This window comes from Telluria mixta (assembly GCF_029223865.1).
GTDB lineage: Bacteria > Pseudomonadota > Gammaproteobacteria > Burkholderiales > Burkholderiaceae_D > Telluria > Telluria mixta.
Genome location: NZ_CP119520.1, coordinates 6,022,094 through 6,046,241, shown reverse-complemented (window position 1 = coordinate 6,046,241; position 24,148 = coordinate 6,022,094). Strand labels below are relative to the sequence as shown.

Genomic DNA, 24,148 nt, shown 5'->3' with positions numbered 1-24,148 from the left:
CAGATCAAGGGCTTATGTCACCGTTCGGCGTGAAGCTCCATATGCAGGACGTCTTCGATGGCCGCGCGCAACGCCTCGGGGGCCACGGGCTTCGACAGAACGGGGACGTCGGCCGGCAGGCCCATCGCCCGGATTGTCGCGGGTTCCAGTCCGCTGATGACGACGATGGCCATGTCGCGGTAAGCCTCGCTGGCACGCAGTGTGCGGATCATGCGCAGGCCGTCCACGCCCGGCATGCTGAGGTCGCCGATGAGCAGGTGCGGCCGCGCCTCGCCGATGCGGATCAACGCCTCGAAGCCGTTGCCGGCCAGGACAGCGTCCAGTGGCAGGTCGCCGCCGGCCGTCGCCGCCTGGTAGAGCGCCAGCGTCGAACCATCGTCGTCGACGAGCAGCACCTTGTAGCGGGCAGGCGCCGTCCGGTCCATCATCGCCTGGCGCCGGCGCTCGACGTGGCGTTCGATCGACGCGAGCGCGATGCGGCGGTGGCCCCCGGCCGTCTTCCACGCTTCCAGGGTGCCGCTTTCCACCCACAACTGGACCGTGCGGTGCGACACGCCCAGCATGGCGGCCGCCTGCCGGGTATTGCAATAGGCGGCCGGGTTGAAATCGGCTTCCGGCGAATGTGGGCGATGGGGCGATGTCATGGCTGCCAGATAGTGTTGTTGAATAGATTCCTTCTGATGCAATCAGGAATCTATCAAATAATCACAATCTATGACAGCAATATTTACGAATTGACAGCAAAAGGGCAACGGTCAATGCAGGGGCCGGCCCGTCCCATCCGTGCGGTCGACCCGGATCGCGATGGATTTCGCGGCCGGCACCTTGCTCTCTTTTGCGTAGTGCCAGAGGGGAATCAACGGATTGCACTCGGGGAAATAGCCTGCGACGCATCCGGCAGGGATGCTGTATTCCACGACGCGCAAGTCCTCGACCTTGCGCACGACGCCGTCGTCGACGGCCGTGGTGGCCGTGACAATGTCACCGTCGGCCAGGCCCAGCCGGGCCATGTCGGCGCCGGCCATGAACAGGACTTTGCGGTCCTGCACGCCCCGGAAGCGGTCTTCGAGGCTGTAGATCGTGGTGTTGAACTGGCCGTCGCTGCGCACCGTGAACAGGCGCAGGGCGTCCTCGGGCACGGGCATGTCGGGGTCGGCGGACAAGGTATCCGGCACGGTGAAATTCGCTTTGCCGGTCGGCGTGTTCCATTTGCGCTGGGCGGCCGCCACCGGTTTACGGAACCCGCCCGGCTGCCACATGCGCTCGTCGAAATCGTGGAAGATCTCCGGGTACGTGGCCGCGATGGCGTCGCGCACCTTCGCATAATCAGCCACCCACGCATCCCAGTCGACCTTCGGATTCGGATCCAGCGTCGCCTTCGCGAGGCCGGCCACGATGGCGGGTTCGGACAGCAGCGTGTCCGCCGCCGGCTCGGCGCGGCCGCGCGAACCGTGCATGCAGCCCGTGGAATCCTCCATCGACACGGATTGTTCGCCGCCGGCCTGGCGGTCGATCTCGATGCGGCCCAGGCACGGCAGTAGGTACGCCGTCCTGCCGTGCACGAGGTGGCTGCGGTTCAGTTTGGTCGCGATCTGCACCGTGAGCGGGATGGCGCGCCAGGCGGCGTCCATCTGGTCGTGGTCGGGCACGGCCCGTACGAGGTTGCCGCCGAGGCTGACCAGGCCCTGCAGCTTGCCGGCCTTGATCGACTCGCACATCTCGACCGTGTTCATGCCCTTGTCGCGCGGCGGTTCGAAACCGTACAGTTCCTTGAGCTTGTCCAGCGGCGCCAGTTCCGGCTTTTCCGTGATGCCGACCGTGCGCTGGCCCTGCACGTTGGAGTGGCCGCGCACCGGACAGATCCCGGCTCCCGGCTTGCCGATGTTCCCGCGCAGCAGGAGGAAATTGACGAGCATCTGCACGTTCAGCACGCCGTTGCGGTGCTGGGTGAGGCCCATGCCGTAGATGCCCATCACCTGCTTCGCCCGCAGGTAGGTGCCGGCCGCCTGCTCGATCTGGCCTTGCGTCAGACCCGATTCCTTTTCGATCTCGTCCCACGTGCGCGCGCGCATGGCGGCCGCGAACGCGTCGAAGCCGTGGCAATGTTCGTCGATGAAGGCGATGTCCAGGGCGCGCGGGCCGCCGGTCGCCCGGGCGCGCTCGTCCGCTTCCAGCACGGCTTTGCAGAGGCCCGTCAGCGCCGCCACGTCGCCGCCGGCCTTGACCTGGTGGTACTGGGTGCTGATCACGGTCTCGTGGCCGCTCAGCATTTCGACCGGCGATTGCGGGTTCACGAAGCTGACCAGGCCGCGCTCGCGCAGCGGGTTGAACGTGACGATGGGCACGCCGCGCTTTCTCGCTTCCTGCAGCTGGTGCAGCATGCGCGGGCTGTTCACGCCCACGTTCTGGCCGAAGAAGAAGATGCAGTCGGTCTGCTCGAAGTCGTCCAGCACGACGGTCCCGATCGGCACGCCGATCGTCTTCGGCAGCGCGACGGACGTGCTTTCGTGGCACATGTTGGAACTGTCGGGCAGATTGTTGTTGCCGTACATGCGCGCCAGCAGCTGGAACATGTACGACGTTTCGAGCGAGGCGCGGCCGGAGCTGTAGAACGCGACCTGCTTCGGATCCATTTTGCGGAGCTCGGCGCCGATTTCGGCAAATGCGCGGTCCCAGCTAATCTCCACGTAGCGGTCCAGCGCGCCGTCGTAGCGCATGGGCACCGTCAGGCGGCCGGCTTCTTCCAGTTCGTGGTCGTTCCAGCCCTCCAGCTCGCGCAGCGTGTGGCGCTTGAAGAACGTCGGATCGAGGCGCTTGCTCGTGATTTCCCACGCCGTCGCCTTGGCCCCGCTCTCGCAGAATTCGGCGGGATGGGGATGGGCCGGCTTCGCCCAGGAACAGCTCACGCACATGAAGCCGTCCGGCTTGTTCTGCTGCACAAGCAATTGCGTGCCTTCCAGCGGGACGTGTTCCTTCAGCAAGATCGTCGTGACTTCCTTCACCGAGCCCCAGCCGCCGGCCGGGATCTGCGGTTGGTTGGGCTCATTCGTTTTGCCGCCGTGCTTGCTCATGATCGACTCCCAGTGCGCGATACCGTGGAGCTTGATCCGATGGCGGATTCATGTCTGTTCGACACCGCACACGCAAATCCGGCAAATCCAGGCCCACTCCGTACGGCGCAGCACAGACCGCCGGGCGGCGGACCCCGATGATCTGCCTATCATCATCTCAAGCACTGGACCCCATCATGACCGCCCCGATCCCGTTCGAACCGCGTTTCGAGACCCCGGAAGACGACGAAGCGCAGACGAGCTTCGACCTGCAGACGACGATGCGCACCATCTCCACGAAGACGTACGAAGATTCCGGCCGTGCGCTGCGCAGCGTGCACGCCAAGACGCACGGGCTGCTGGTGGGCGAGCTGACCGTCGAGGCGGACCTGGCGGAACCGTATGCGCAGGGCCTGTTCGCGCAGCCGGGCACGTATCCCGTCGTGATGCGGCTGTCGACGACGCCCGGCGACCTGCTCGCGGACGACGTCTCCACGCCGCGCGGCATGGCCATCAAGGTCGTCGGGGTCGAAGGCCCGCGCGTGGGCGGGGGCGGGCACGATGTGACGCAGGACTTCGTGCTCGTCAACGGGCCCGTGTTCAGTGCGCCGAACGCGCAGAAATTCCTCGGCAGCGCCAAACTGCTGGCCGCGACGACGGACAAGGCGCCGAACCTCAAGCGCCTGTTCTCCGCGGTGGCGCGCGGCGCCGAGAAGGCGGTCGAAGCCGTCGGCGGCGAAAGCGTGACGTTGAAGGCGCTGGGCGGCCATCCGGAAACGCACCCGCTCGGCGAAACGTATTACAGCCAGGTGCCGATCCTGTACGGCCGCTACATGGCGAAGGTGCAGGTCGTACCCGTGTCGCCCGCATTGACGGCGCTCGCGGGCAGCGACGTGGACCTGAAGGGCCGGCCGGACGGCCTGCGCGACGCGGTCGTCGGCCATTTCGCCGGCGAAGGCGGCGAGTGGGAACTACGGGTGCAGCTGTGCACGGACATCGAGCGCATGCCGATCGAGGACGCGTCCGTCGAATGGCCGGAAGACCTGAGCCCGTACGTGACGGTGGCGCGCCTGCGCGCCGCGCCGCAGAAGGCGTATGGCGACGAACTGGCACGCCGCATCGACGACGGCATGCAGTTCAACCCGTGGCATGCACTGGCCGCGCATCGCCCGCTCGGGTCGATCATGCGGGTGCGCAAGGCGGTATATGCGATGTCGAAGCGCTTCCGCGCGGAGCGCAACGGCAGCGAGATCGCCGAGCCGCGCGACGTCGAGGACCTGAGGAACGCGGCGCTGCGCTGAGTGGTATCATCGGGGCCGATGATACCCCCTGACGATCCCGAGACCGGCGCCTTGCCGCCCACCGCGCAGCCGCGGCGCGTGCTGCGCATGCGCGCGGGCGAGCTCACCGAGGTGGACGACCTGGTCGTCGACGAAGTCCCTGTCGCACTCGTCTACAACGGCATTTCGCACGCCGTCATGATGGCCACGCCGGCCGACCTGGAAGACTTTGCTCTCGGCTTTTCGCTCAGCGAGGAGATCATCGTGGGGCCGGGCCAGTGCTACGGGATCGACGTCGAGCCGGTCGCGGGCGGCGTCGCCGTCCAGATCGAGATCGCCGGCAGCGCGTTCATGGCGCTGAAGGAGCGCCGCCGCAGCCTGACAGGGCGCACGGGCTGCGGCCTGTGCGGCGTCGACAGCCTGGACCAGGTCTGCCGCGCGTTGCCGTCGCTCGCGCCTGCGCGCGGGTTCCACGTCGGCGGCGTGCGGCGTGCGTTAAGCGCGATCGGCGCGGAGCAGAAGCTGACGAAGCTGACGGGAGCCGCCCACGCGGCCGCGTGGTGCGGCATGGACGGCACGCTGCACATCGTGCGCGAGGACGTCGGCCGCCATAACGCGCTGGACAAGGTGATCGGCGCGATGGCGCGCGAACGCGTGGTGCCGGGCACCGGCTTCCTGTTGATCACCAGCCGCGTCAGTTTCGAGATGGCGCAGAAGGCCGCGGTGGCCGGTGTGTCGGCCCTCGTCGGCATGTCGGCGCCGACCTTGGCCGCCGTCGACCTGGCCGACAGGGCCGGCCTGACCCTGCTCGCGTTCGCGCGCGGGAACGACTTCGTCTGCTATACCCACGCCGAGCGGCTCGGCCTGGATGGCGCCTGACGATCAGCCGGAGACGAGCGCCAGCAACGCGTCCCGGTCGGCTGCCTGCTGGCGCTGGGCCGTCACGCGGTCCCACAGCAGGAACATGCCGTATGCCCATTGCGCCACCAATTCCGCTTCCCCGGCAGGCCGCGACGACGCGCTGCCCAGCAGGCGTTCGATCTCCGTGCGCGTCTGTGTCGTGACCTGGTCGTAATTCCACGCGCCTTTCGGCCGCATCTTCTGGCGGGCGCGGTAGCGGCGGGCCCGCTCGGCATCGCTGAGCTTGTCCTCCTTCGGCGGACGGCCGCGCTTTTTCGCCAGCGCCGCGTCGAGCGGCAATTCGATCGTGCTCAGGTCTTCCGGTTGCTTCATGGTGCGGTCGAGAATGATTGTCTCTCTATTATTCGTGACGCATTTCAATAAAGCAATAGGGAACCGCGCGCGCCGCGTCCTGCCTAACGATGCGGGAGGCTGACGACAACCCTTGTGCCGGGAGGTCTTATGGCAACCAATCACATCGCAATCGCCTGCCAGGGCGGCGGCAGCCACGCCGCGTACACGGGCGGCGTCCTTCCCATCCTGCTGGAAGCGTTCGACAACCGCGCCGACGAGGACAAGGTCGACGAGAATGCAGGCGACCGCATGGCGCTCGTCGCGATCAGCGGCACGTCCGGCGGCGCCATCAGCGCGCTGCTCGGCTGGTACGGTTTCATCACCGGCGGCGCGCCCGAGGCGGGGCGGCGGCTGGATGCGTTCTGGCAGGGCAATTCCGCGCTCGGCATCGCTGAAGCCACGGTCAACCACGTCTGCCGCGGCCTGGCCGATATGGCCGGGCTGGCCGGGTGGGACGTCAAGTCCAGTCCATACGTGTTGCCGCTTGCCGGCATGACGTGGTGGAACGCGACCGTGTGGCCCGCGCTCGCGCGCATGCTCGGGCCGGACAACCCGTGGATGCGTCCCGGCTTCTTTTCGCTGCCCGACCTGCTGGGCCCAGGCGTGGACTGGCCCCTCGTCGCGTTGCTGGGGGAGTTCGCCAGCATTCCGACCGAGGTGGAGCGCTGGTTGCGCAGCGACCTCGAGGCGACCATGTTCCCGCCCACGGCCCCTTGCCAGGAGCGCTACCGGGCCGACCGGGGCGCGGTCGAGCGCAGGATCGCCGACAAGCTCGGCGCCTTTGATCGCCTGCGCGCGCGCATGGCGCAGATCGGCGTGCCGCCCGGCAGCCTGCTGCACGCCGCGCTGGAACGATGGCACCCGCCCGCCGTCCGCTTCGATGCCGAGGCGCTGGGCGAACTCGCGGATGCCGTGCGGCGCGCCCTGCGCCCGATCCCGCGCCTGCTGCTGGGCGCCGTGGAGCTGCACGAGGGTGAGTTCGTCGCGTTCAGTTCCGAGCGGGCGCCGGGCGATGGCGGCATCTCGATCGATGCCGTGCTGGCCTCCGCCGCCGTCCCCTGGCTGTTCCAGGCGCACGAGGTGCCGGGCCTCGACGAGACGACACTCGCCGCACGTACGCTGACCCTGTGGGACGGCCTGTTCTCCCAGAACCCGCCGATCCGCAACTTCCTGTCCGGCGTCGCGGACGACGCGAGAAAACCCGACGCCATCTGGGTGGTGCAGATCAACCCGACCCAGGCCAGGCTCGATACAGGCGGGGCGCACATCGCCTTCAACGGCGGCGAGATCTGGGACCTGCGCAATGCGCTGGCCGGCAACCTCGCGCTGAACCAGGAACTGGGCTTCGTCGATGCGATCAACCGCCGCATGGAAAGCGGCCGCGGTGACGATGCCGCCCCCGCAAGCGCGGCGGCGCAGCGGCGCGACAAGCTGGTGCAGGTCGACCGCATCGTCATGGACGGCATGGCCGTCGAGGCGGCGGCCGGCATGCCGCTGGGCGCGAACTCCAAGCTGGACCGCGACCCGGCCCTGCGCGCCGCGCTGTGGGAGCATGGCGCGACGCAGGCACGGCGCTACCTGGCGCTGCGCCAGCACGTGCCGACGCTGTTCGCGAACCTGGACGGCACCCTGGCCGGCGCGTGTGCCTGCGCGGCGGGCCAGCGTCCGGACGGGGCCGACGGCGCGCTCCGCCCGGACGGCGCGGCGCACTTCGGGGAGCTCGTCATCGCTGGGGCAACCGTGCACGGCATCGCGCCGGACGTGCCCGGTACGCCGCAGGCAGTCGTCGCCTGGCGCTCGGCGCATACGCTGATCAACGGGCGGCCCGTGCGCATCGAAGGGCAGTCGGAGCTCTCGTTGGCGGACGCGGGGTGGCGGCTGAAGGACGTGCGGATCACGGCCGTCGTCCCGAAGGCGCGGCCCGAGCGGACACCCGCGCCGGCCCAGCCGCCGACGGGCCGGCAATCCGGGAGGGGGCGGCCGCCATCGGAGACTCGGCACTGAATATATAATGTGCAGAAAGCAACGATCCCGGTAGAATGACAGGGTTGTACGTTCGTAAATACTGTCAAGGAGTCCGGGATCGTGGGTTCACCATTCAAAGGGTCGGCGGCGGCCGTCGCTGCCGTCTGTGCGCTCGTGGGCGGCGGCTGTTTCGCAGAGGACGCGGGACCGCAAAGCATCGTCGTCACGGGGCAGCGGAGCACGTCGCCATGGGTGCGGGCGGAGAGCGCCCACGTGATCGTCCTGTCCGATGCGCCGCGCGAGGACGTGGCCCGGCTCGTGGAGCACCTGGAGCGCCTCGACAGCCTCCTGCGTGTGTACACGGACGACTACCGTCCGAAGTCGGCGGGCGCCGAGGCGAAGCTGAACCTCGTCTACCTGAACGACCCGCGCGACCTGGACCGCGTGGCCGCGGACCGCCCGGCCAACGGCATCGCGCTGTTCCGCGATTGCACGGACGGCACCCAGGGCTTCCTCGTGCGCACGGCGCCGCTGACCGCCATCGACGACGACAAACTCGCCAAGACCCCGCTGGATGAAGGCCTCGCCTACGTGTCGGAAGCGTATGCGCGCCACTTCCTGTACCGGCACACGGACGTGCGCAGCCCGTCGGCCTGGGTCGAAGGTTTCGCGAATTATTTCGCGGGCGTGCGTTTCGGTACGACGCAGATGGTGATCGGCCGCACGCCGCCGGGCGTGGGCCGTTACTTCTATTTCCTCGACCAGGGCCACCGCTACAATCTCGATTACGCGGACATGCTCGGACCGCGTCCGTTCGCGAACCTGTCCGACACGCGGCGCAGGGCTGCGGGCGTGGAGTTCGAGGCGCGGTCCTGGATTCTCGCGCACTACATCCTCGGTTCGGGCGAACGGCGCAAGAAGCTGGGGACGTTCCTGAATGCCGTCCACCACGGCACCGACCCGGCGGCCGCCCTGCGCGACGCGTTCGGGCTGGACGCGGGCGATGCGTCGACGGCGCTGTGGCGCTACCGGCTGCGCGCGGCCGAGGTGATGCGCGTCGAGCAGCCGCCGGGCCCACGCCCCGAGGTCGCCATCACGACGATGTCCGCGACGTCCGGCGGCTTCATGCTGGCCGATGCGGCGCTCAAGGCCTGTCCCGCCCGCGCGCAAGGGGAAACGCTGCTGCGCACGCTGACGGCCGACGCTGGCGCCGTGCCGAACGTGGAGGCGGGCCAGCTGGCGCTGAGCCGTGCCCGCGTCGACTGGGGCGACCCGGCCGCCGCGCTGCCGTGGCTGGAGCGGGCGGCGCGCCGTGCGGATGCCGGCGCCGACGCGCCGCTGCTGCTGGCACGGGCCCACCTGAAGCTGGCCGCGCGTCTTGACGCCGGCGCACGTGCTGCCCACCTCGATGCCGCCCGCGCCAGCCTCGCGCAGGCGCGCGAGCGCGATCCGGGTTCGGGCGCCGTCGCGCTGGCGACACTGGACCTGGCGCTGCTGGCCGACGGCAAGCCCAGCCGCGAAGCGCTGGACGGCGTGCTGGCCGCCTGGCGCACCGCGCGCGATTCGCGCCCGCTGGCCCGTGCGGCGGTGCTCGCGTATTGCTACCAGGTCGACGCGCCCCGGGCCGAGCACATCCTCCGCACGCTGCAGAACGACATCCGCGATCCGGCCACGGCCGCGTGGGCGACGGCATTCCAGCGCCGCCTCGATGCCGGTCTGACCCTGGCCGACATCACGGCGGAAATGCGCCTCGTGCCGGATGCGGGCGGCTTCAGCGAATGGACGATCGACCAGGTCAGCGTGATGCGCGACGTCGAATACAATGCGGGGCTGGAGGACGCCCGGGGCTATCTCGATACCTTGATCCAGAACCCGGATCCGTCCAAGGCATTGCTGAACGCGCCGGTCAGCCGCTAAAAAAAGTTGGAACTTTTGCGGGCGGTCGAAGGAACACAAGTTCATGCACCGGCGTTTCCACTCACCTGAACCTGTTCGATGATTCCGACCAAGCACACGCTGAAAGTCCTTCCCGCCTTTTTCGTTACCTGTTTCGCGATACCGGCGTCGTTCGCACAAACGGCGCCGCCCGCCGTCAAGACCGCGCCGGACACGAAGTCCGACGACGGCGTCGCGACCGTGGAGGTGGTCGCGACGCGTCCGACCAACAAGGTCGACCGCGATGTTTACGACCTCAAGAACGACATCAGCGTCAGCAACGCGTCCGCCGCCGACATCCTCAACAACGTGCCGTCCGTCACGGTCGACCAGGACGGCAACGTGGCGCTGCGCGGCAACCAGAACGTGCAGATCATGGTCAACGGCAAGCGCGACGCCCAGTTCCAGGGCCAGAACCGGGGCGACGCGCTGAACGCGTTCCCGGCCGAGGCCATCGAATCCATCGAGGTGGTCAACGTGCCCGGCGCCGAGTTCGGCAACGAGGGCGGCAGCGGGCCGATCATCAACCTCGTCCTCAAGCGCAACCGCAAGGCCGGCTCGCGCGCCAACATGAGCGTCAACAAAGGGACGGAAGGCCGCGGCAACGCCTTCCTGAACGGCGAGCACGCGGAAGGCCCGTACTCGATCTCCGGCAACATCGGCGTGCGCGAAACGGTGCGCAACAGCCACCGCGAATCGCAGCGGCAAGACCTCGACCCGGGCACCGGCGCCGTGAGGGATGCGCAGGACTCGGTGGGCAACAGCCAGGGGCGGTCGAAGTCGCTGAATCTCGCATCCACGCTCACGTACAACGTCGGCGAGCGCGACCAGGCCGGTGCGACGGTCAGCTATTCGAAGATCCGCAACGAGAACGACAGCACGACGTCGACCCGGCGCTTCGCGGCGGACCAGTCCCCGCTGGCCGACTACACGAGCCGGTCGCAAAGCCGCTCGCCGGCCGAGAACTTCGGCATCGGCGCATCGTACGACCACAAGAGCGGCGTGCCGGGCGAAGACCTGAAGTTCGACCTGCGCTACACGGGCCAGGACAACCATTCCGATTCGGACGTCTTCTACGACTACCGCCTGCGCCCGACGCCGTTCATCGCGAACAGCCTGCGCTCGACCGACCGGCGCAACCGCATCCTCGACATCTCCGTCGACTACGAGCGCAACGTGTGGGATACGTGGCACCTGAAAGCCGGGGCGAAGGTCGCGGACAGCAAGACCAGCAATCCGACCAACTATCTTGGCCAGGACCCGGTCACGGGCGACTACGTGCCGGTGGCGAGCCGCATCAGCGATTTCGAATCGAACGACCGCAATGCGGCCATCTACGGCATCCTGTCCACGAAGCTGGCCGCGAACCTCAGCATCCAGGGCGGCCTGCGCGGCGAGTATACGGAGCTCGACGTCCACCAGCCCCTGCTGAACGAACAGGACAAGTACTACTACATGAACTGGCTGCCGAGCTTTTACGTGACGCGCGACATCGGCACCGACGGCATGCTGCAGTTCCGCGCCTCGCGCCGCATCGCGCGGCCGAACGAGCGCGACCTGAACCCGAACCTCGTCTACCTCAGCGACTTCAGCGCACGCCAGGGCAACCCGCACCTGCAGCCGGTGAACAACGATAACGTCGAGCTGGCCTACCGCGACCGCCTGTTCGGCGTGGACAGCAGCTTCGTCCTGTTCAAGCGGCGCGAGTCGCCGGTGATCGGCAACCGCAGCTATGCGCTTGCAAGCGATCCGAACGTGATCGTGACGTCACCCATCAACTTCGGGACCAACGATTCCGTCGGCGTCGACCTGAATTTCAACGTGCGCCAGCTGTTCGTGCAGGGGCTGTCGGCCAACCTGGGCGCCACGCTGGCCAACGAAAAGCGCCAGCGCATCTCCAACTTCGCAACCAGCATGACGGGCGTGGAGCAGACGAACCACCGGGAGAACATCAAGCTGCGGCTCGCGTACCAGGTGGGCATGGAATCGCTGCAGCTGAGCGTCAACCGCAACGGTGCCACCCTGAACGGCCAGGGCATCAACAGCGCCGTCACGATGACGAATTTCACGTGGATGCACCGCATCACGCCGCGCCTGTCGCTGAACCTGAACGTGAACAACGTGTTCCACACCGGGAACATGGAAAGCGACATCGAGAACGAGGTGCTCCGGCTGCATACGCTCAATGTGAGCCAGCCGCGCATCGTCCAGATCGGGCTGCGCTACCAGTGGGGCGGCGTGACGGGCGACGACCGCCTGCGCAACGGCAACCGCGGCATGTTCCGCGGCGGCCGCGGAGACGGCGGTGCTGGCGGCGCCCCTGGCGGCTACGGCAATGGCGGTGGCGGATTCGGCCCCGGCGGAGGTGGAGGTGGAGGCGGCGGCGGGGGTTTCTGAGCGCCTGCGCCTACGGAAACGGCCGCAGCGCGATGCCGTGTTCGTACAGCCTGGGCAGCCACGCGTGCTCGAAGATGCGCCGGAAGCCCAGGTTCGTCGGGTGCATTTCGTTCGACCAGTAATCGCGGTAAGTGTGGTCGCGCGGGAGAATGCCGCGGCTGTCGATGTACACGACGCCCGGCGTCACGGCCGCCAGCGGTACGAGCAGGTCCTCGTTCAGGCGGTCGATCAGGAGGCGCGCGATCTCGCTGCGCAGCGCCATGTCCGGCGGGACGCCGCGCCGGTCCAGCGCCGGCGCGAGCCAGGGCCCGGCGTGGATCAGCCCGAACTCGAATCCCCGGCCGTCCGGCACGGGATAATCGTAGCCGTGCACGAAGATGGGCGCGAGGCTGGCGCTGGCGTGCTTCGCGACGCGGATCTGGGCGATCAGCCGCGTGAGCGCCTGGCGCAGCCGGAACAGCATGTCGTCCATGCCGTGCGCGTCGATCCAGCCGTGCGCATCGGTCCCGGGCGGGCGATGGTCGAACAGCGCGAGGTCGATGTCGACCGCATCGTTGCCGGCCCCGCTGATGTAGAACGCCGCGAACCCTTCCACGAAGCCCGGACGGAGGAAATGCTCGAGCGTGTCGGCATACTTGCCGTCGCCGACATAATCCCGCAGGCGCGCACCGTTGTAGCCCACGAGCTGGAGGTTGCGGTAGTCGTCGGACAGGGCGGGATGATGGATCATCGTGCCGAGAATATTGTTGTTGACGTACCAGAACCAGGAATCGCCGATGGCGAGCGCGGACGGGTAGCCGATGTCGGCGTTGTCCCAGCGCTCCTCGGGTTTGTAGATGTGCGGCATGGTGGCCTCCGTTTATGGATATTGTGCACTGACCGGTATCATGCCGCAGCATTGATTCAACTCAAACTTTTTTCATTTGATTTGTCACGTAAAAGGGATCGGCCTGGCCTCCTGGCTGCGCGCGCATCGGTTAAGATGAACGGTCATGGAATTCCGCCAGATTAACTACTTCATCGCCCTCATCGAGGAGGGCACGGTCACGCGCGCCGCCCACCGGATGAACATCGTGCAGCCGGCGCTGAGCATGCAGATCGCGCGGCTGGAGGAGCAGGTCGGCCAGCGGCTGTTCGAGCGCACCAAGCAGGGTATGGTGCCGACCGCGGCCGGGCGCCAGATGTACAAGCTGTTTCTGCCGATCATGCGCGACTTTTCGAGTGCCTACGCACAGATGCAGAGCAGCGACGGGATCCACGGCCACATCAGCATCGGCCTGGTCGCCTCGGTCACCGAAGGCGTGCTGGTCGATACATTGTCCGAGTTTTCCAGCCGCTACCCGGAGGTGAGCGTGTCGGTGGCGGACGGTTACACGGGTGCGCTGATCGATCGGGTGACGGCGGGGCGGCTGGATGCGGCCATCATCAACAAGCCGCGGCGCCCGCTGGCGCTGGACGTCGAGTACATCGTCGACGAAGAGATGATCCTGATTACCGGCGCCGCACTCGGTACGGGTGCGAACGCGGGGGTGCCCGACAGCCTGAGCCTGCGCGAGCTGATCGCACTCGATCTCCCGCTGGTGCTGCCGACCCGCGGTCACGGCCTGCGGGCCACGATCGACAGTTTCGCGGAAAGCGAGGGCATCGAACTCCAGCCCAGGTTCGAGCTCGACCTGCTGGTCGCCACGATCATGCTGGTCGAGCGGAGCCGGGTGGCGACCATCGTCCCGCGCGTCGCGGTGCACCGCGAGCTGGACGAAGGCACCTTGCGCGCGCACACGATCACGTCGCCGCGCCTGGTGCGGCGCATGGTCGGGGTGTCGCACCCGCGCCGGCCCCTGAGTCCGGCGGCGCAGCTGTTCATGGCGATGCTGGCGGCGAACCTCAAGCTGCGTTCGCCGGGCGGGGGCGACGCGCCGGCGCCGGAACCCGAGCCGGCGACCTGAAGCTCAGCTGCCCCTGAACTGCGGCTTGCGCTTGCCGTGGAAGGCTTCGACGCCTTCGCGGAAATCGTCGGACGAGCGCAGGCGGCTGTAGCAGTGGCCCTCGAGCTCGATCGCGATCGACAGCGGCGAGTCCTCGGTATCGTTCAGCAGCTTCTTCGCGGTGCGCTGGGCGATCGGGGAGAACGCCCGCAGCTCGTCGACCAGGCGGTCGGTCGCGGCTTCGAGCTCGGCATCCGGCACGCATTCGGTGGCCACGCCCCAGTCGTAGGCTTGCTGGCCGGGGATGCGCCGCGAGCGCATGACGATGTCCTTGGTGCGGGTGATGCCGACCATTTTCTGCAGGCGCGCCGAGCCGCCCGAACCGGGGATCTGACCGAGCTTCTGTTCCGGCAGCGCGTAGTACGTGGTGTCCGTGACGATGCGGAAGTCGCAGGCCAGCGAAATCTCGAAACCGACGCCGAAGCAGAAGCCGCGGTTGGCGGCGATCACCGGCTTGCTGCAGCGTGCCGGCGCGGCGATGTTCCAGGCCAGCTTCGAAACGTGCTCGGGCGAGGCCTCGAGGAAGCCCTTGATGTCGCCGCCGCTGGAAAAGTGCTCGCCTTCGGCGCGCAGTACGATCACGCGGACGCGCTCGTCCTCGTCCAGCGCTTCGAACACCAGGCGCAGCTGCTCGCGCTGGTGCATCGAGATGATGTTGAACTGGCCGTTCGAGAGCACGATGTCGGCGCGCTCGCGCCCGGCGTCGATGTCGACGCGGAAGCCGTCGAGCCGTTCGAGCAATTCATGGGCGGGGTGGTTCAGTCGGGTCATGCGGTTCTCCTTGGTTGTCAGTTGATTGCTTCATTCTTGCCCATGCCTTCCCAGCGCTTGACCAGGCCTTCGTGCGGCAGGTCGAACAGGTCGAGCAGGCGGCCGACGGTATGGTCGACCATCTCGTCGAGCGACGCCGGGCGGGCATAGAAGGCCGGCACCGGCGGGAACACGATGCCGCCCATCTCGGTCACGGCGGTCATGTTGCGCAGGTGGGCCAGGTTCAATGGCGTCTCGCGCGCCACCAGTACCAGGCGGCGCCGCTCCTTCAGGATCACGTCTGCGGCGCGGGACACCAGGTTGTCGGCCAGTCCGTGCGCGATGCTCGCCAGCGTCTTCATCGAGCAGGGTGCGATCACCATCCCGCTGGATTTGAACGAGCCGCTGGCGATGGTCGCGCCGATGTCCTTGACGTTGTGGACCACGTCGGCCAGGCCCTCGATGTCGGCGCGCGCCATGTCCAGCTCCTGCCGGGCCGTCATCACGCCGGACGACGACATCACCAGGTGGCTCTCGCAGGCGCCGGATGCGCGCAGCGCCTGCAGCAGGCGCACGCCGTACACCGCGCCGCTGGCGCCGGTGATCGCGACGATCAGGCGGGGCCTGCTCATGATTTCACCGTACCGGCCTGCCAGTCGACGCGCGCCCCGCGGTCGATTTCCTCGTCGAGGTCGATCTCGTCCTCGCCCGGGATGCGCACCTTGGTGAACACGTGGCCGCGATAGGCCACCGGCCTGGTCGCGTCCAGTCCCATCTTGGCGCCGATGCCCTGCAGGTGGGGCGGGGCCGGTTCGTCGCTGTCCGCCCAGCCGCCCGTCACCGTGGTGGACGGGTCGAGCACCGAACCCTGCGCCCCGGCGATCACGATCAGGTCGCGGTCGGCCTGGAAGCGGGTCGCGACCGCCCACTCGACCTGCTGCGGGTCGTGCACGTCGACGTCGTCGTCGACCACGACCACCTGCTTGATGTCGTAGTGGGCACCGAACGCGCCGAGGATCACGTTCTTCGGCTCGCCCTCGCGCTGCTTGCGGAACTTGACGAACAGGTGGTACCGGCCGACGCCGCCCACCGACAGGTGCACGTCGAGCACGCCGGGGAAGCTGCGCTGCAGGTGGGCCAGCATGGTCGCCTCGCGCGGGATGGCGCCCAACAGCAGGTGCTCCATCTCGGCCGGCACGATGGTGTGATAGATCGGGTCGCGCCGGGTGGTGACCGCGTCGACGACGATCACTTCGCGGTTCTCCTGCGCGCTGTAGTACTTCGGGAATTCGCCGAACGGGCCCTCGGGCTCGCGCACCTCGGGCAGGATCCGGCCCTCGATGACGATCTCGGCGCCGGCCGGCACGCGCACGTCGTTGGTGACGCACTTCGTCACCGGCAGCGGGGCCCCGTGCAGGGCGCCGGCGATCTCCAGCTCGTCGTGGTCGATCGGCGTGATCGCCTGCGAGGCCAGCAGGGTCAGCGGATCGGCGCCGATCACCACCGCCACGTCGAGCGCCTGGCCCTGGCTTTCCGCGGCCTTGTAGAAGGCCAGCAGGTGCCGCGGCAGCATCAGGATCGCCATGCGGTCCGGGCCATGCACCTGGATGCGGTTGATCGACACGTTCTGCACGCCGGTCAGCGGATTGCGCGCAATGACCAGGCCGGCCGTGATGTAGGGGCCGTTATCGTGTTCGCTGTGGGTCGGTATCGGCAGCAGCGCGCGCAGGTCGCTGCCCGCATCCATGCGGTGCACCACCTGCTGGCACGCCGCCGTGCCGGGATCCACTTCGCGCCACGGCAGCGGGCGATCGGCGGCCTGGCGGAAGGCGGCCAGCAGGCCGGACTCCGCCACGCCCATCGCCTCGGCGATCCAGGCGCGGCGCGAGACGAAGCCGGAGACCACCGGAACGGCGTGGCCGTCCGGCTTCGGGAAATACGCGGCCTGCGTGCCGTCGAGGCGCTTGGCGATCGCGGCCAGCCGGTGCTTCAGCGGCACGCCTTCGCGCATCACCGCCAGGCGGCCGGTGGCCTCCAGGTGGGCAAGCCACTGGCGCAGGTCGCTGGCCTTGGGGGTCTGGGTATCGTTTTTCATTGCGTGTGTCCTTGTTGTTCCAGGGCTTCGTATTCGCCGGCGACCAGCTTGCGGCGCAGGATCTTGCCGACCGGCGACTTCGGAATCTCGCGCACGAACACGTACTCGCGCGGGCGCTTGAAGTTGAGCAGGTCGGAATGTTTGACGTACTCGTTGAGTTCTTCGGCGTCGATGCCGACGCGGGTCTTCACGAAGGCCACCACGCGCTGGCCCCAGCGCTCGTCCGCCAGGCCCGCCACCGCGACCTCGTCGACGGCCGGGTGCAGCGACAGGACCGACTCGATGTCGACCGGCGAGATGTTCTCGCCGCCGCTGATGATCATGTCGTCCACGCGGCCGGAAACGAACAGGTCGCCGTCCCGGTCGACGTAGCCGGTGTCGCCCGTGAAGTACCAGCCCTGGCGGATCGACTTCGCGTCGGCGTCGGGCCGGTTCCAGTACGCCTCGAAGGCTTCGTCGCCCGCCAGTTCGCAGATGATCTGGCCTTCTTCGCCCGGGGCCACGAGCTGGTCGGGACGTTCCGCATCGAGCGCGACGACGCGGATGCGGGTATTGATGCCGGCCCGGCCGGCGCTGCCCGCCTTGCGGGTGGCGTCCTGGTCGTAGGCGAAGGTGAATACCTCCGAGGAACCGTAGTGGTTCACGAACAGTTCCGGCCTGAACGTTTCGTCGAGGCGCTTGAGCAGGCCGTCCTGCATCGGCGCGCCGGCGAAGCCCAGCTTGCGCACGCTGGCAATGTCGGCCCCGTTCTTTTCGCGCCAGGCCAGCATGTCGTGGTACAAGGTCGGCACCAGGTACAGGCAGGTGACGCGCTCCGCTTCGATGGAGCGGAACGCCGCCGCGCAGTCGAACTTCGGCACGCAGACGAAAGCGCCGTCGACCAGCGCCATCGCCAGCAGCGAGCGCACGCCCATGGTGTGGTAGAGCGGCATCACGCCCAGCGTGCGTTCGCCCCGGCGGTACAGGTTCTGGGCCACGTGGCCGAGCGCCGCCGCGCGTTCGGCGCGATGGCGGCGCGGCACGCCCTTGGGCTTGCCGGTGGTGCCGGAGGTGTACAGCATCAGCGAGACGTCTTCGCCGCAGGCCGCCAGGATGGGCGCGGCGGGCGCGTGCTCGAGTAGCTGCTCGTATTGCACCGTGCCCTCTAGACCGCCGACCGCGATGCGGGTCAGGCGCGCCGCCACCGTGCTGCCGGCGACCGCTTGCGCGCTCACCGGCTCGACCACGACGGCCTTCGCCTGCGAGTCCGTCGCGCAGTAGTCGACTTCGTCCGGCTTGGCGCGCCAGTTCAGCGGGGTGGCGATCACGCCGAGGAACTGGCAGGCCCAGTGCAGCGTCGCCATCTCGATCCGGTTCTGCAGCACGATCATCAGGTGATCGCCGCGGCCGAGGCCCAGCGTGGCCAGACCCTCGGCGACGCGCTGGATGCGGTCGTACCACTGGGCATACGTCAGGCGCTGTTCGCCGTCGACGACGGCGAGGGCGCCGGGATTGCGCTCCACGCTTTGCAGGAATGTGCGTCCAAGGTCCAGCAAGATGTTCTCCTCTTTCTCGAAAAATCTTTACGCGCTGGGAAGCAGCGCCTGTTCTGCCGGGCCGACTCCGGCATGACCCGGTTCGTCCGGCGCGAGGGCCGCGCCGTTGGGCCGGCCGAGCCGCTCGGCCGCCGTCTCCAGCACCGCCTTGACGATGTTGGTGTAGCCGGTGCAGCGGCACAGGTGGCCGGACAGCATCTCGCGCACCTCGTGCTCGGTCGGGTCCGGCCGGCGCGCGAGGTAGTCCGCGCAGGACATCAGGATGCCGGCAGTGCAGAAGCCGCATTGCAGCGCGTGGTTGCGGCGGAAGGCTTCCTGCAGGTCGGACAGGCCGTCGTGGCCGGGTTTGGCGGCGCCGTTGTTCAGGCCCTCGACCGTGTCGATGGCGCGGCCCTCGGCCTGGACCGCCAGGCTCAGGCAGGAGCGCGAGGCCACGCCGTCGATCCGCACCGTGCAGGCGCCGCACACGCCGTGTTCGCAGCCGACGTGGGTGCCGGTCGCGCCCAGTTCGTGGCGCAGGAAGTCCGAGAGCAGGGTGCGCGGTTCGCAGGTGCCGCTGCGCTTGACGCCGTTGAGCACCAGCTCGATGCGCGCCAGCTCGTTCTTGCGATGGGTCTTCATGTCGATGCCTTGTCGATGGCGGTGCGGCCGAGGTGGCGCACCAGTTGTCTCCGGAACTTCGCGCTGGCGTGGTGGTCGTCCTTGGCGCCCAGCTCCCAGGCAAAGTCGTTGATGGCAGCGTCCAGTTCGCTGCCCGCCAGGTTGCCGAGGTCGATGGCGCGTGGCCGGTCCGACACGCCGCCCACTGCCAGGCGGATGCCGCCCGACCCCACCACCGCGGCCGCCGCGCAGAGCGCGAAGTCGCCGTGGCGGCCCGAGAATTCCTCGAAGCCGTAGCGCACGCCGGGCTTGGCGAGCGGATAGCGCACTTCCTCGACCAGTTCGTCGGCGGCGCGTGCGGTCATCAGCATGCCCTGGAAGAAGTCGGCGGCGGCCACCGTGCGCCGGCCGCGGCGGCTGCGCAGCACCACCTCGCCGCCCAGGGCAAGCAGGCACAATGGCAGCTCGGCACTCGGGTCGGCGTGGGCGATCGAACCGCACACGGTGCCGCGGTTGCGGATCTGGAAATGCGAGATGTGCGGGAAGGCCCGGGCCAGCAGCGGCACTTCCCGTGCCAGGCCCGCGCGCCACTCGACGCTGCCTTGGGTCGCGGCGGCGCCGATCGCCAGCATGTCGCCATCCTTGCGGATCGTGTTCAGGTCCGCCACGCGCGAGATGTCGATCAGCACGCTCGGCTGGGCCAGGCGCAGGTTGAGCACCGCCATCAGGGACTGGCCGCCGGCCAGGATGCGGGCGTCCTCGCCGGCATCGGCCAGCATGGCGACCGTTTCCTCGGCGCTGTCGGGCCGGGCGTAATCGAAGGCTTGCGGTTTCATCGTTTGACTCCAAAAAGGGCGAGCAGGCGCTGCCACAGTCCGCGCCGCGGCGCGGGTGCCGCGGCCGCGGTCGTGGGCAAGCCGGCTGCCCGGTTCGCCGCCGTCTTGCCGAGCTGTTCGAACAACTGGTTCAGCACGATCTTCGCCGCGCCTTCCAGCATCCGGCTGCCGACCGCCGCGACCTTGCCCGACACCTCCGCCGCATAGTCGTAGCGCAGCAGGGTCCCGCCATCGGCCGGTTCGAGCGTGACGATGCCGCTGCCGCGCGCGCTGCCGACCGCGGACAGGCCGGAGCCGGCCAGGCGCAGGCTGCGCGGCGGGTCGAGTTCGGACAGCGCGACCTCGGCCTGGTAACGGGCCTTGATCATGCCGACGCCGACCGTGACGTCGGCACGGTAACGGTTGCCGCCGGCGGGTTCCAGCGCATTGCAGCCGGGGATCACCTGCGCCAGCGCCTGCGGGTCCAGCAGCACCGCGAACACGGTCTCGGGCGGCGCGCCCAGCATGACTTCGCCGCGCGCGGCGAGCGCCTTGCCGCCCTTGGCCGGCGCCGCGGCGCTTGCGGCTTGGACGGCGGCGGCAGCGTGCGGCTTCGACGGCGGCGGCTCGTCCGCGCCGATCAGGTCCATGACCTTCGACGGCGTGAGCGGCAGCGTGACATCCTTCACCCCGAGCGCGTCCGCGACGGCGTTGGCGATGCACGGCGGCGTGCTCATGTTGTTGCCTTCGCCGAGGCCCTTGGCGCCCAGCGGCGTGAAAGGCGAGGGCGTTTCCATGTGAATGATCTGCGGTTCCGGCACTTCGCAGGTGGTCGGCACCAGGTAGTCGGCGAAGGTGCCGGACTGGAAGCTGCCGTCCTCGCCATACCGGAATTCTTCCATCAGCGCCGCACCGAGGCCCTGGGCAAAGGCGCCGCGGATCTGTCCATCGGCCAGCGCCGGATTCAGGATCTTGCCGGCGTCGTGGGTGGTGACGTACCTGTCGATGGCGATGCGGCCGGTATGGCGGTCGACTTCCACCGCGCAGACGTCGAAGGCGAAGCCGTAGGCCGCGGAGGTGTTGACGCGGTCCTGTTCGTCCGGTGCCTGCAGCGATTCGGCGGTCCAGAACGCGGTCTCGCGCATGCCCGGCGCCACCCCTTCCGGCAGGAGCCCCGGCGCCCAGTGCGGGCTGGCGGCCATGCGCAGGAACGCGAGGCTGCTGCCCGGGTTGCCGGCGGCGTAGACCTGGCCGCCTGCGAACACGATGTCCTGCGCATCGGCCCCCAGCTGGGCGGCGGCGATGTGGGCCAGCTTGTCGCGCAGCTTGACGGCGGCCAGGTGCACGGTGCCGGCCACGGCAGCGGCGAAGCGGCTCGAGTAATTGCCGGCCGCGACAGACCAGGCATCCTTCTGCGTGTCGAATTCGACGTTGACGGCGACCTGGTCGGGTTCGACGCCGAACACGTCGGCCACCACCTGCGAGCAGACGGTGCGGTGGCCCTGGCCGGCGGGCGCCGAGGCGATCACGACGTTGATGCCGCCGAGCGGGTCGATGCCGACCGTGGCCGACGCGATCGCGCCGTTCTTCGGCCCGGCCTTGGCCCTGGCCTCCTTCGGCAGCACGGTCGTGATGTAGCCCATGTTCGAGATCGAGGGCTCGACGATGGCCGCGAAGCCGATGCCGTACAGGCGGCCTTCGGCGCGCGCGCGGTCGCGCTTCGCGTACAGCTCGGCCAGGCGGCCTTCGCTGTGCATCAGCTCCAGTGCGCGCTGGTAGTTGCCGGAATCGATCAGTGCGCCGGCGGCGGCCCGGTACGGGAAGGCGTCGGCCGGGATGAAATTGCGGCGGTAGACGTCGAGCGGATCGAGCTCCAGTTCAACCGCGATGCGCTGCACCAGGCGCTCCAGCGCGATATAGACCTGCGGTCCGCCGAAGCCGCGCACCAGCCCGGCCGGTGTCTTGTTGGTCAGGACCACGCGGTTGCGCACGGCCAGGTTCGGGATCGCGTACGCCCCGGTCAGCACACCGTGCATGCGGTAGAAGGTGGCAGGCTCGGGGGCGCGCAGGTAGCCGCCGCAGTCGTCGAACTGGTCGTAGGAGAGGGCCGTGATGCGGCCGTCGTGCCGCACCGCCGCGCGGATCGTCGACAGGCGGTTGGTGGCCGAGGTGAGCCCGACGAGGTGCTCGAGGCGGTCCTCGGTCCACTTGACCGGTGCGCCGGCCTTGCGCGAGGCCAGGCACATCAGCACGGCGTACTGGAACACGGCGTGCTTGACGCCGAAGCTGCCGCCGGAATCCGGGAACGTGCGGTGGCGCAGCTTGTGGCCGGGCACGCGCAGGGCCAGCGCCATCACGGTGTGCAGCGAGAACGGGCCCATGAAATTCGAGGCGACGTCGTAGCCTTCCTCTTCCGACAGCCAGTCGGCGACCACGACCGCGCACTCCATCGGCGTGCACGAATTGCGCGGGTAGCGCACCGTGAGCTCCACCGTGCGGTCGGCGGCGGCGAAGGCGGCTTCCGGATCCCCGTAACGGAACGACCGGTCGCTGACGACATTGCTGCCGACCGCCTCGTGCAGCACCGGGGCATCCGCCAGGATCGCTTCATTGATGCCGGTGACGGGCGCGAGCTGTTCGTAGTCGGCGTGCAGGAGGTCGGCGGCGTCCTCGGCCAGGTAGCGGCTCTCGGCGACCACCACGGCCACGGGCTCGCCGACGTAGCGGACCTTGTCGACCGCCAGCGCCCACATCTCCATCTGCGCCTTGACGCCGACGACGAACGGCTTCGACCAGGCGGCCAGGTCGGCGCCGGTGAGCACCGCCCGCACGCCCGGCGCGGCCAGGGCGCGGGCGCTGTCGATGCCCTTGAGGACGGCGTGCGCATGCGGCGAGCGCACGATGGCGGCATACAGGGTGCCGGGCTTGACGCCGACGTCGTCGCCGAACTGGCCGCGCCCGGTGAGGAGCGCGACGTCCTCGATGCGGCGCATCGGGCGGCCCAGGTGGGGTCGGGCGCCAGCGGACTGCCCGGCGGGGTAAGGTACTTTCATCTCCATCATGCGGCCTTTTGTGCGTCCGGGTTGTCGAGCTTGCCGAGGGTCTCGGGCACGACCAGGGCGCCGATCAGGAACACCACGCTGATCGCGGCCAGGAAGATCGCCAGCATCAGCGGCATGTCGGTCGGCTGCGGCGAGGCCAGCGAGACGAAGGTCGGCATCAGGCCGCCTATGGCAAAGCCGATGTTCCAGGACAGGCCCGTGCCGGTGGCGCGGATCGCGGTCGGGAAGCGCTCGTTCAGGAAGATCAGCAGCGGCGCGTAGCCCGCGCTGCCCAGCATGCCGTACAGGACCACGAACAGGGCCAGCTGCGTGGTACTGGTGACGCTCGCCATGTTGTACGCCAGCGTGGGCAGGAGCAGCAGGCGCAGCACGCCCATCAGCAGGAAGGTCTTCCTGCGCCCGATGAAGGTGCTGAGGTGGCCGCTGGCGACCGAGGCGACGAACACGCCGATGCTCGACAGCATCAGGATGAAGCCGGCCGTTTCGGCGGGGGTGTGGTTGACCACCTTCAGGTAGGTCGGCATCACGCCCGAGGTCAGGTAGTAGCCGCTCCCGCCGCCGACCGACAGCAGCAGGTTGACCAGCAGGACCTTGCGCCATGGCCTGGAAAATAGGGTGCGTACCGGATGGGCATCCTTGACGCCCGACGCCCTGGCGCGCACCTTGGCTTCCTGCAGCTTCTTGAACATCGGCGATTCTTCGAGGTTGCTGAAGATCGTGATGCCCAGCACGGCGCTGATGATCCCGGTGAAGAACATGCAGCGCCAGCCCCACTCGTCGAAGGCCGCGCCCGGGAACAGCGTCGACATCGCGTAGTAGGCCAGCGAAGCGAACAGGGCACCCAGGCCCGCGCCGCCGCCGCCGATCATGCCGGACACCGCGCCGCGCAGGCGCGGCGCCACCGATTCGGTGCCGATGGTATGCGTGGCAGCGACCACGCCGCCGACGAACACGCCCTGCACCAGCTTGAGGACGATGAACACGATCGGGGCGGCGATGCCGATCGTGTGCACGGTCGGCAGGATGCCGAAGGCGGCCGTGGACAGGCCGACGCCGACCATGGCCATGATCATGGCGCGCTTGCGGCCGTGGGTGTCGGCGTAGGCACCGAACATGGCCGAGCCCAGCGGACGCATGAGAAGAGTGACGCCGAACGACGCATACACCGCCGCCAGCGACAGCATCGCATGCTCGGCCGGGAAGAACAGCTTGCCGATCACCGGCGCGACGAACAACAGGATGAACAGGTCGTACAGGTCGAGCGACCAGCCGAGACAGGAAGCGATCACGGCCTTGAGCACGTGGCGGTTGTGTTCGCGCTCGGCGAGTATGGTTTGGTTGCTGATGACAGCCATCGACGTCTCCATTGGATAAATATCTCTGTGGGGAGGCGGCTGCCGATCAGGTTTCCTCGTTGCGCCGCTC

Annotated in this window: 18 protein-coding genes; 6 read left to right on the top strand and 12 right to left on the bottom strand. The window is 68.5% G+C overall.

Annotation, left to right across the window (positions count from 1 at the left end; translation table 11 throughout):
- Positions 1 to 17 precede the first annotated feature (17 nt).
- Together P0M04_RS26635 and P0M04_RS26630 are read right to left on the bottom strand one after the other, a co-directional pair.
- Positions 18 to 644 carry a response regulator gene (locus P0M04_RS26635; protein ID WP_259451243.1) on the bottom strand — a complete coding sequence of 209 codons (627 nt, stop codon included), beginning with the start codon at positions 642 to 644 and terminating at the stop codon, positions 18 to 20.
- A gap of 111 nt (positions 645 to 755) precedes the next feature.
- Positions 756 to 3,071 (bottom strand): FdhF/YdeP family oxidoreductase, encoded by a 2,316-nt coding sequence (locus P0M04_RS26630; RefSeq protein WP_259451244.1) that lies wholly within the window; start codon positions 3,069 to 3,071, stop codon positions 756 to 758.
- Between the two features lie 176 nt (positions 3,072 to 3,247).
- Here P0M04_RS26630 and P0M04_RS26625 point away from each other — a divergent pair, with 176 nt between their 5' ends.
- On the top strand, positions 3,248 to 4,351 hold the full coding sequence (locus tag P0M04_RS26625) for a catalase family protein (protein ID WP_259451245.1): 1,104 nt from the start codon (positions 3,248 to 3,250) through the stop codon (positions 4,349 to 4,351).
- Between the two features lie 18 nt (positions 4,352 to 4,369).
- Positions 4,370 to 5,209 (top strand): formate dehydrogenase accessory sulfurtransferase FdhD, encoded by an 840-nt coding sequence (gene fdhD, locus P0M04_RS26620; protein ID WP_259451246.1) that lies wholly within the window; start codon positions 4,370 to 4,372, stop codon positions 5,207 to 5,209.
- Positions 5,210 to 5,212: 3 nt separating this feature from the next.
- Here the strand turns inward: fdhD and P0M04_RS26615 are convergent, their stop codons facing one another.
- On the bottom strand, positions 5,213 to 5,563 hold the full coding sequence (locus P0M04_RS26615) for a hypothetical protein (protein WP_259451247.1): 351 nt from the start codon (positions 5,561 to 5,563) through the stop codon (positions 5,213 to 5,215).
- 129 nt (positions 5,564 to 5,692) lie between these two features.
- On the opposite strand from P0M04_RS26615, the gene P0M04_RS26610 reads away from it, so the two are divergent.
- The 3 genes from P0M04_RS26610 to P0M04_RS26600 all read left to right on the top strand — a co-directional run bounded on the left by P0M04_RS26610 (position 5,693) and on the right by P0M04_RS26600 (position 11,881).
- The gene (locus tag P0M04_RS26610; RefSeq protein WP_259451248.1) at positions 5,693 to 7,588 is read left to right on the top strand and encodes a hypothetical protein; all 1,896 of its coding nucleotides are present in this window, start codon (positions 5,693 to 5,695) and stop codon (positions 7,586 to 7,588) included.
- A gap of 81 nt (positions 7,589 to 7,669) precedes the next feature.
- Entirely contained in the window at positions 7,670 to 9,466 is a 1,797-nt protein-coding gene (locus P0M04_RS26605) for a hypothetical protein (RefSeq protein WP_259451249.1), read from the top strand.
- Between the two features lie 78 nt (positions 9,467 to 9,544).
- Positions 9,545 to 11,881 (top strand): outer membrane beta-barrel protein, encoded by a 2,337-nt coding sequence (locus tag P0M04_RS26600; RefSeq protein ID WP_259451250.1) that lies wholly within the window; start codon positions 9,545 to 9,547, stop codon positions 11,879 to 11,881.
- A gap of 10 nt (positions 11,882 to 11,891) precedes the next feature.
- Here the strand turns inward: P0M04_RS26600 and P0M04_RS26595 are convergent, their stop codons facing one another.
- On the bottom strand, positions 11,892 to 12,728 hold the full coding sequence (locus tag P0M04_RS26595; RefSeq protein WP_259451251.1) for a hypothetical protein: 837 nt from the start codon (positions 12,726 to 12,728) through the stop codon (positions 11,892 to 11,894).
- Positions 12,729 to 12,873: 145 nt separating this feature from the next.
- Between P0M04_RS26595 and P0M04_RS26590 the strand changes: the two genes are divergently transcribed.
- Positions 12,874 to 13,827: a LysR family transcriptional regulator gene (locus tag P0M04_RS26590; protein ID WP_259451252.1), complete on the top strand. Its 954-nt coding sequence runs from the start codon at positions 12,874 to 12,876 to the stop codon at positions 13,825 to 13,827.
- Between the two features lie 3 nt (positions 13,828 to 13,830).
- Here P0M04_RS26590 and P0M04_RS26585 read toward each other — a convergent pair whose 3' ends face one another.
- Genes P0M04_RS26585 through P0M04_RS26550 form a run of 8 tightly spaced genes read right to left on the bottom strand, consistent with a single transcriptional unit; the run spans position 13,831 to position 24,078 of the window.
- Entirely contained in the window at positions 13,831 to 14,637 is an 807-nt protein-coding gene (locus P0M04_RS26585; protein WP_259451253.1) for an enoyl-CoA hydratase/isomerase family protein, read from the bottom strand.
- A 17-nt stretch (positions 14,638 to 14,654) separates the two neighbouring features.
- Positions 14,655 to 15,248 (bottom strand): UbiX family flavin prenyltransferase, encoded by a 594-nt coding sequence (locus tag P0M04_RS26580; RefSeq protein WP_259451254.1) that lies wholly within the window; start codon positions 15,246 to 15,248, stop codon positions 14,655 to 14,657.
- Positions 15,245 to 16,711 (bottom strand): UbiD family decarboxylase, encoded by a 1,467-nt coding sequence (locus P0M04_RS26575; RefSeq protein ID WP_259451255.1) that lies wholly within the window; start codon positions 16,709 to 16,711, stop codon positions 15,245 to 15,247. Before P0M04_RS26575 ends, P0M04_RS26580 begins: the two co-directional genes overlap by 4 nt.
- Positions 16,708 to 18,246 carry an AMP-binding protein gene (locus tag P0M04_RS26570; protein ID WP_259451256.1) on the bottom strand — a complete coding sequence of 513 codons (1,539 nt, stop codon included), beginning with the start codon at positions 18,244 to 18,246 and terminating at the stop codon, positions 16,708 to 16,710. The genes P0M04_RS26575 and P0M04_RS26570 overlap by 4 nt, the downstream gene beginning before the upstream one ends.
- 27 nt (positions 18,247 to 18,273) lie before the next feature.
- The gene (locus tag P0M04_RS26565; RefSeq protein WP_259451257.1) at positions 18,274 to 18,867 is read right to left on the bottom strand and encodes a (2Fe-2S)-binding protein; all 594 of its coding nucleotides are present in this window, start codon (positions 18,865 to 18,867) and stop codon (positions 18,274 to 18,276) included.
- On the bottom strand, positions 18,864 to 19,682 hold the full coding sequence (locus P0M04_RS26560; protein ID WP_259451258.1) for an FAD binding domain-containing protein: 819 nt from the start codon (positions 19,680 to 19,682) through the stop codon (positions 18,864 to 18,866). The genes P0M04_RS26565 and P0M04_RS26560 overlap by 4 nt, the downstream gene beginning before the upstream one ends.
- Complete coding sequence (locus P0M04_RS26555; protein ID WP_371877367.1) at positions 19,679 to 22,720, bottom strand: xanthine dehydrogenase family protein molybdopterin-binding subunit; 3,042 nt, start codon at positions 22,718 to 22,720, stop codon at positions 19,679 to 19,681. The genes P0M04_RS26560 and P0M04_RS26555 overlap by 4 nt, the downstream gene beginning before the upstream one ends.
- Positions 22,720 to 24,078 carry an MFS transporter gene (locus tag P0M04_RS26550; protein WP_259451260.1) on the bottom strand — a complete coding sequence of 453 codons (1,359 nt, stop codon included), beginning with the start codon at positions 24,076 to 24,078 and terminating at the stop codon, positions 22,720 to 22,722. The genes P0M04_RS26555 and P0M04_RS26550 overlap by 1 nt, the downstream gene beginning before the upstream one ends.
- Between the last annotated feature and the right edge of the window lie 70 nt (positions 24,079 to 24,148).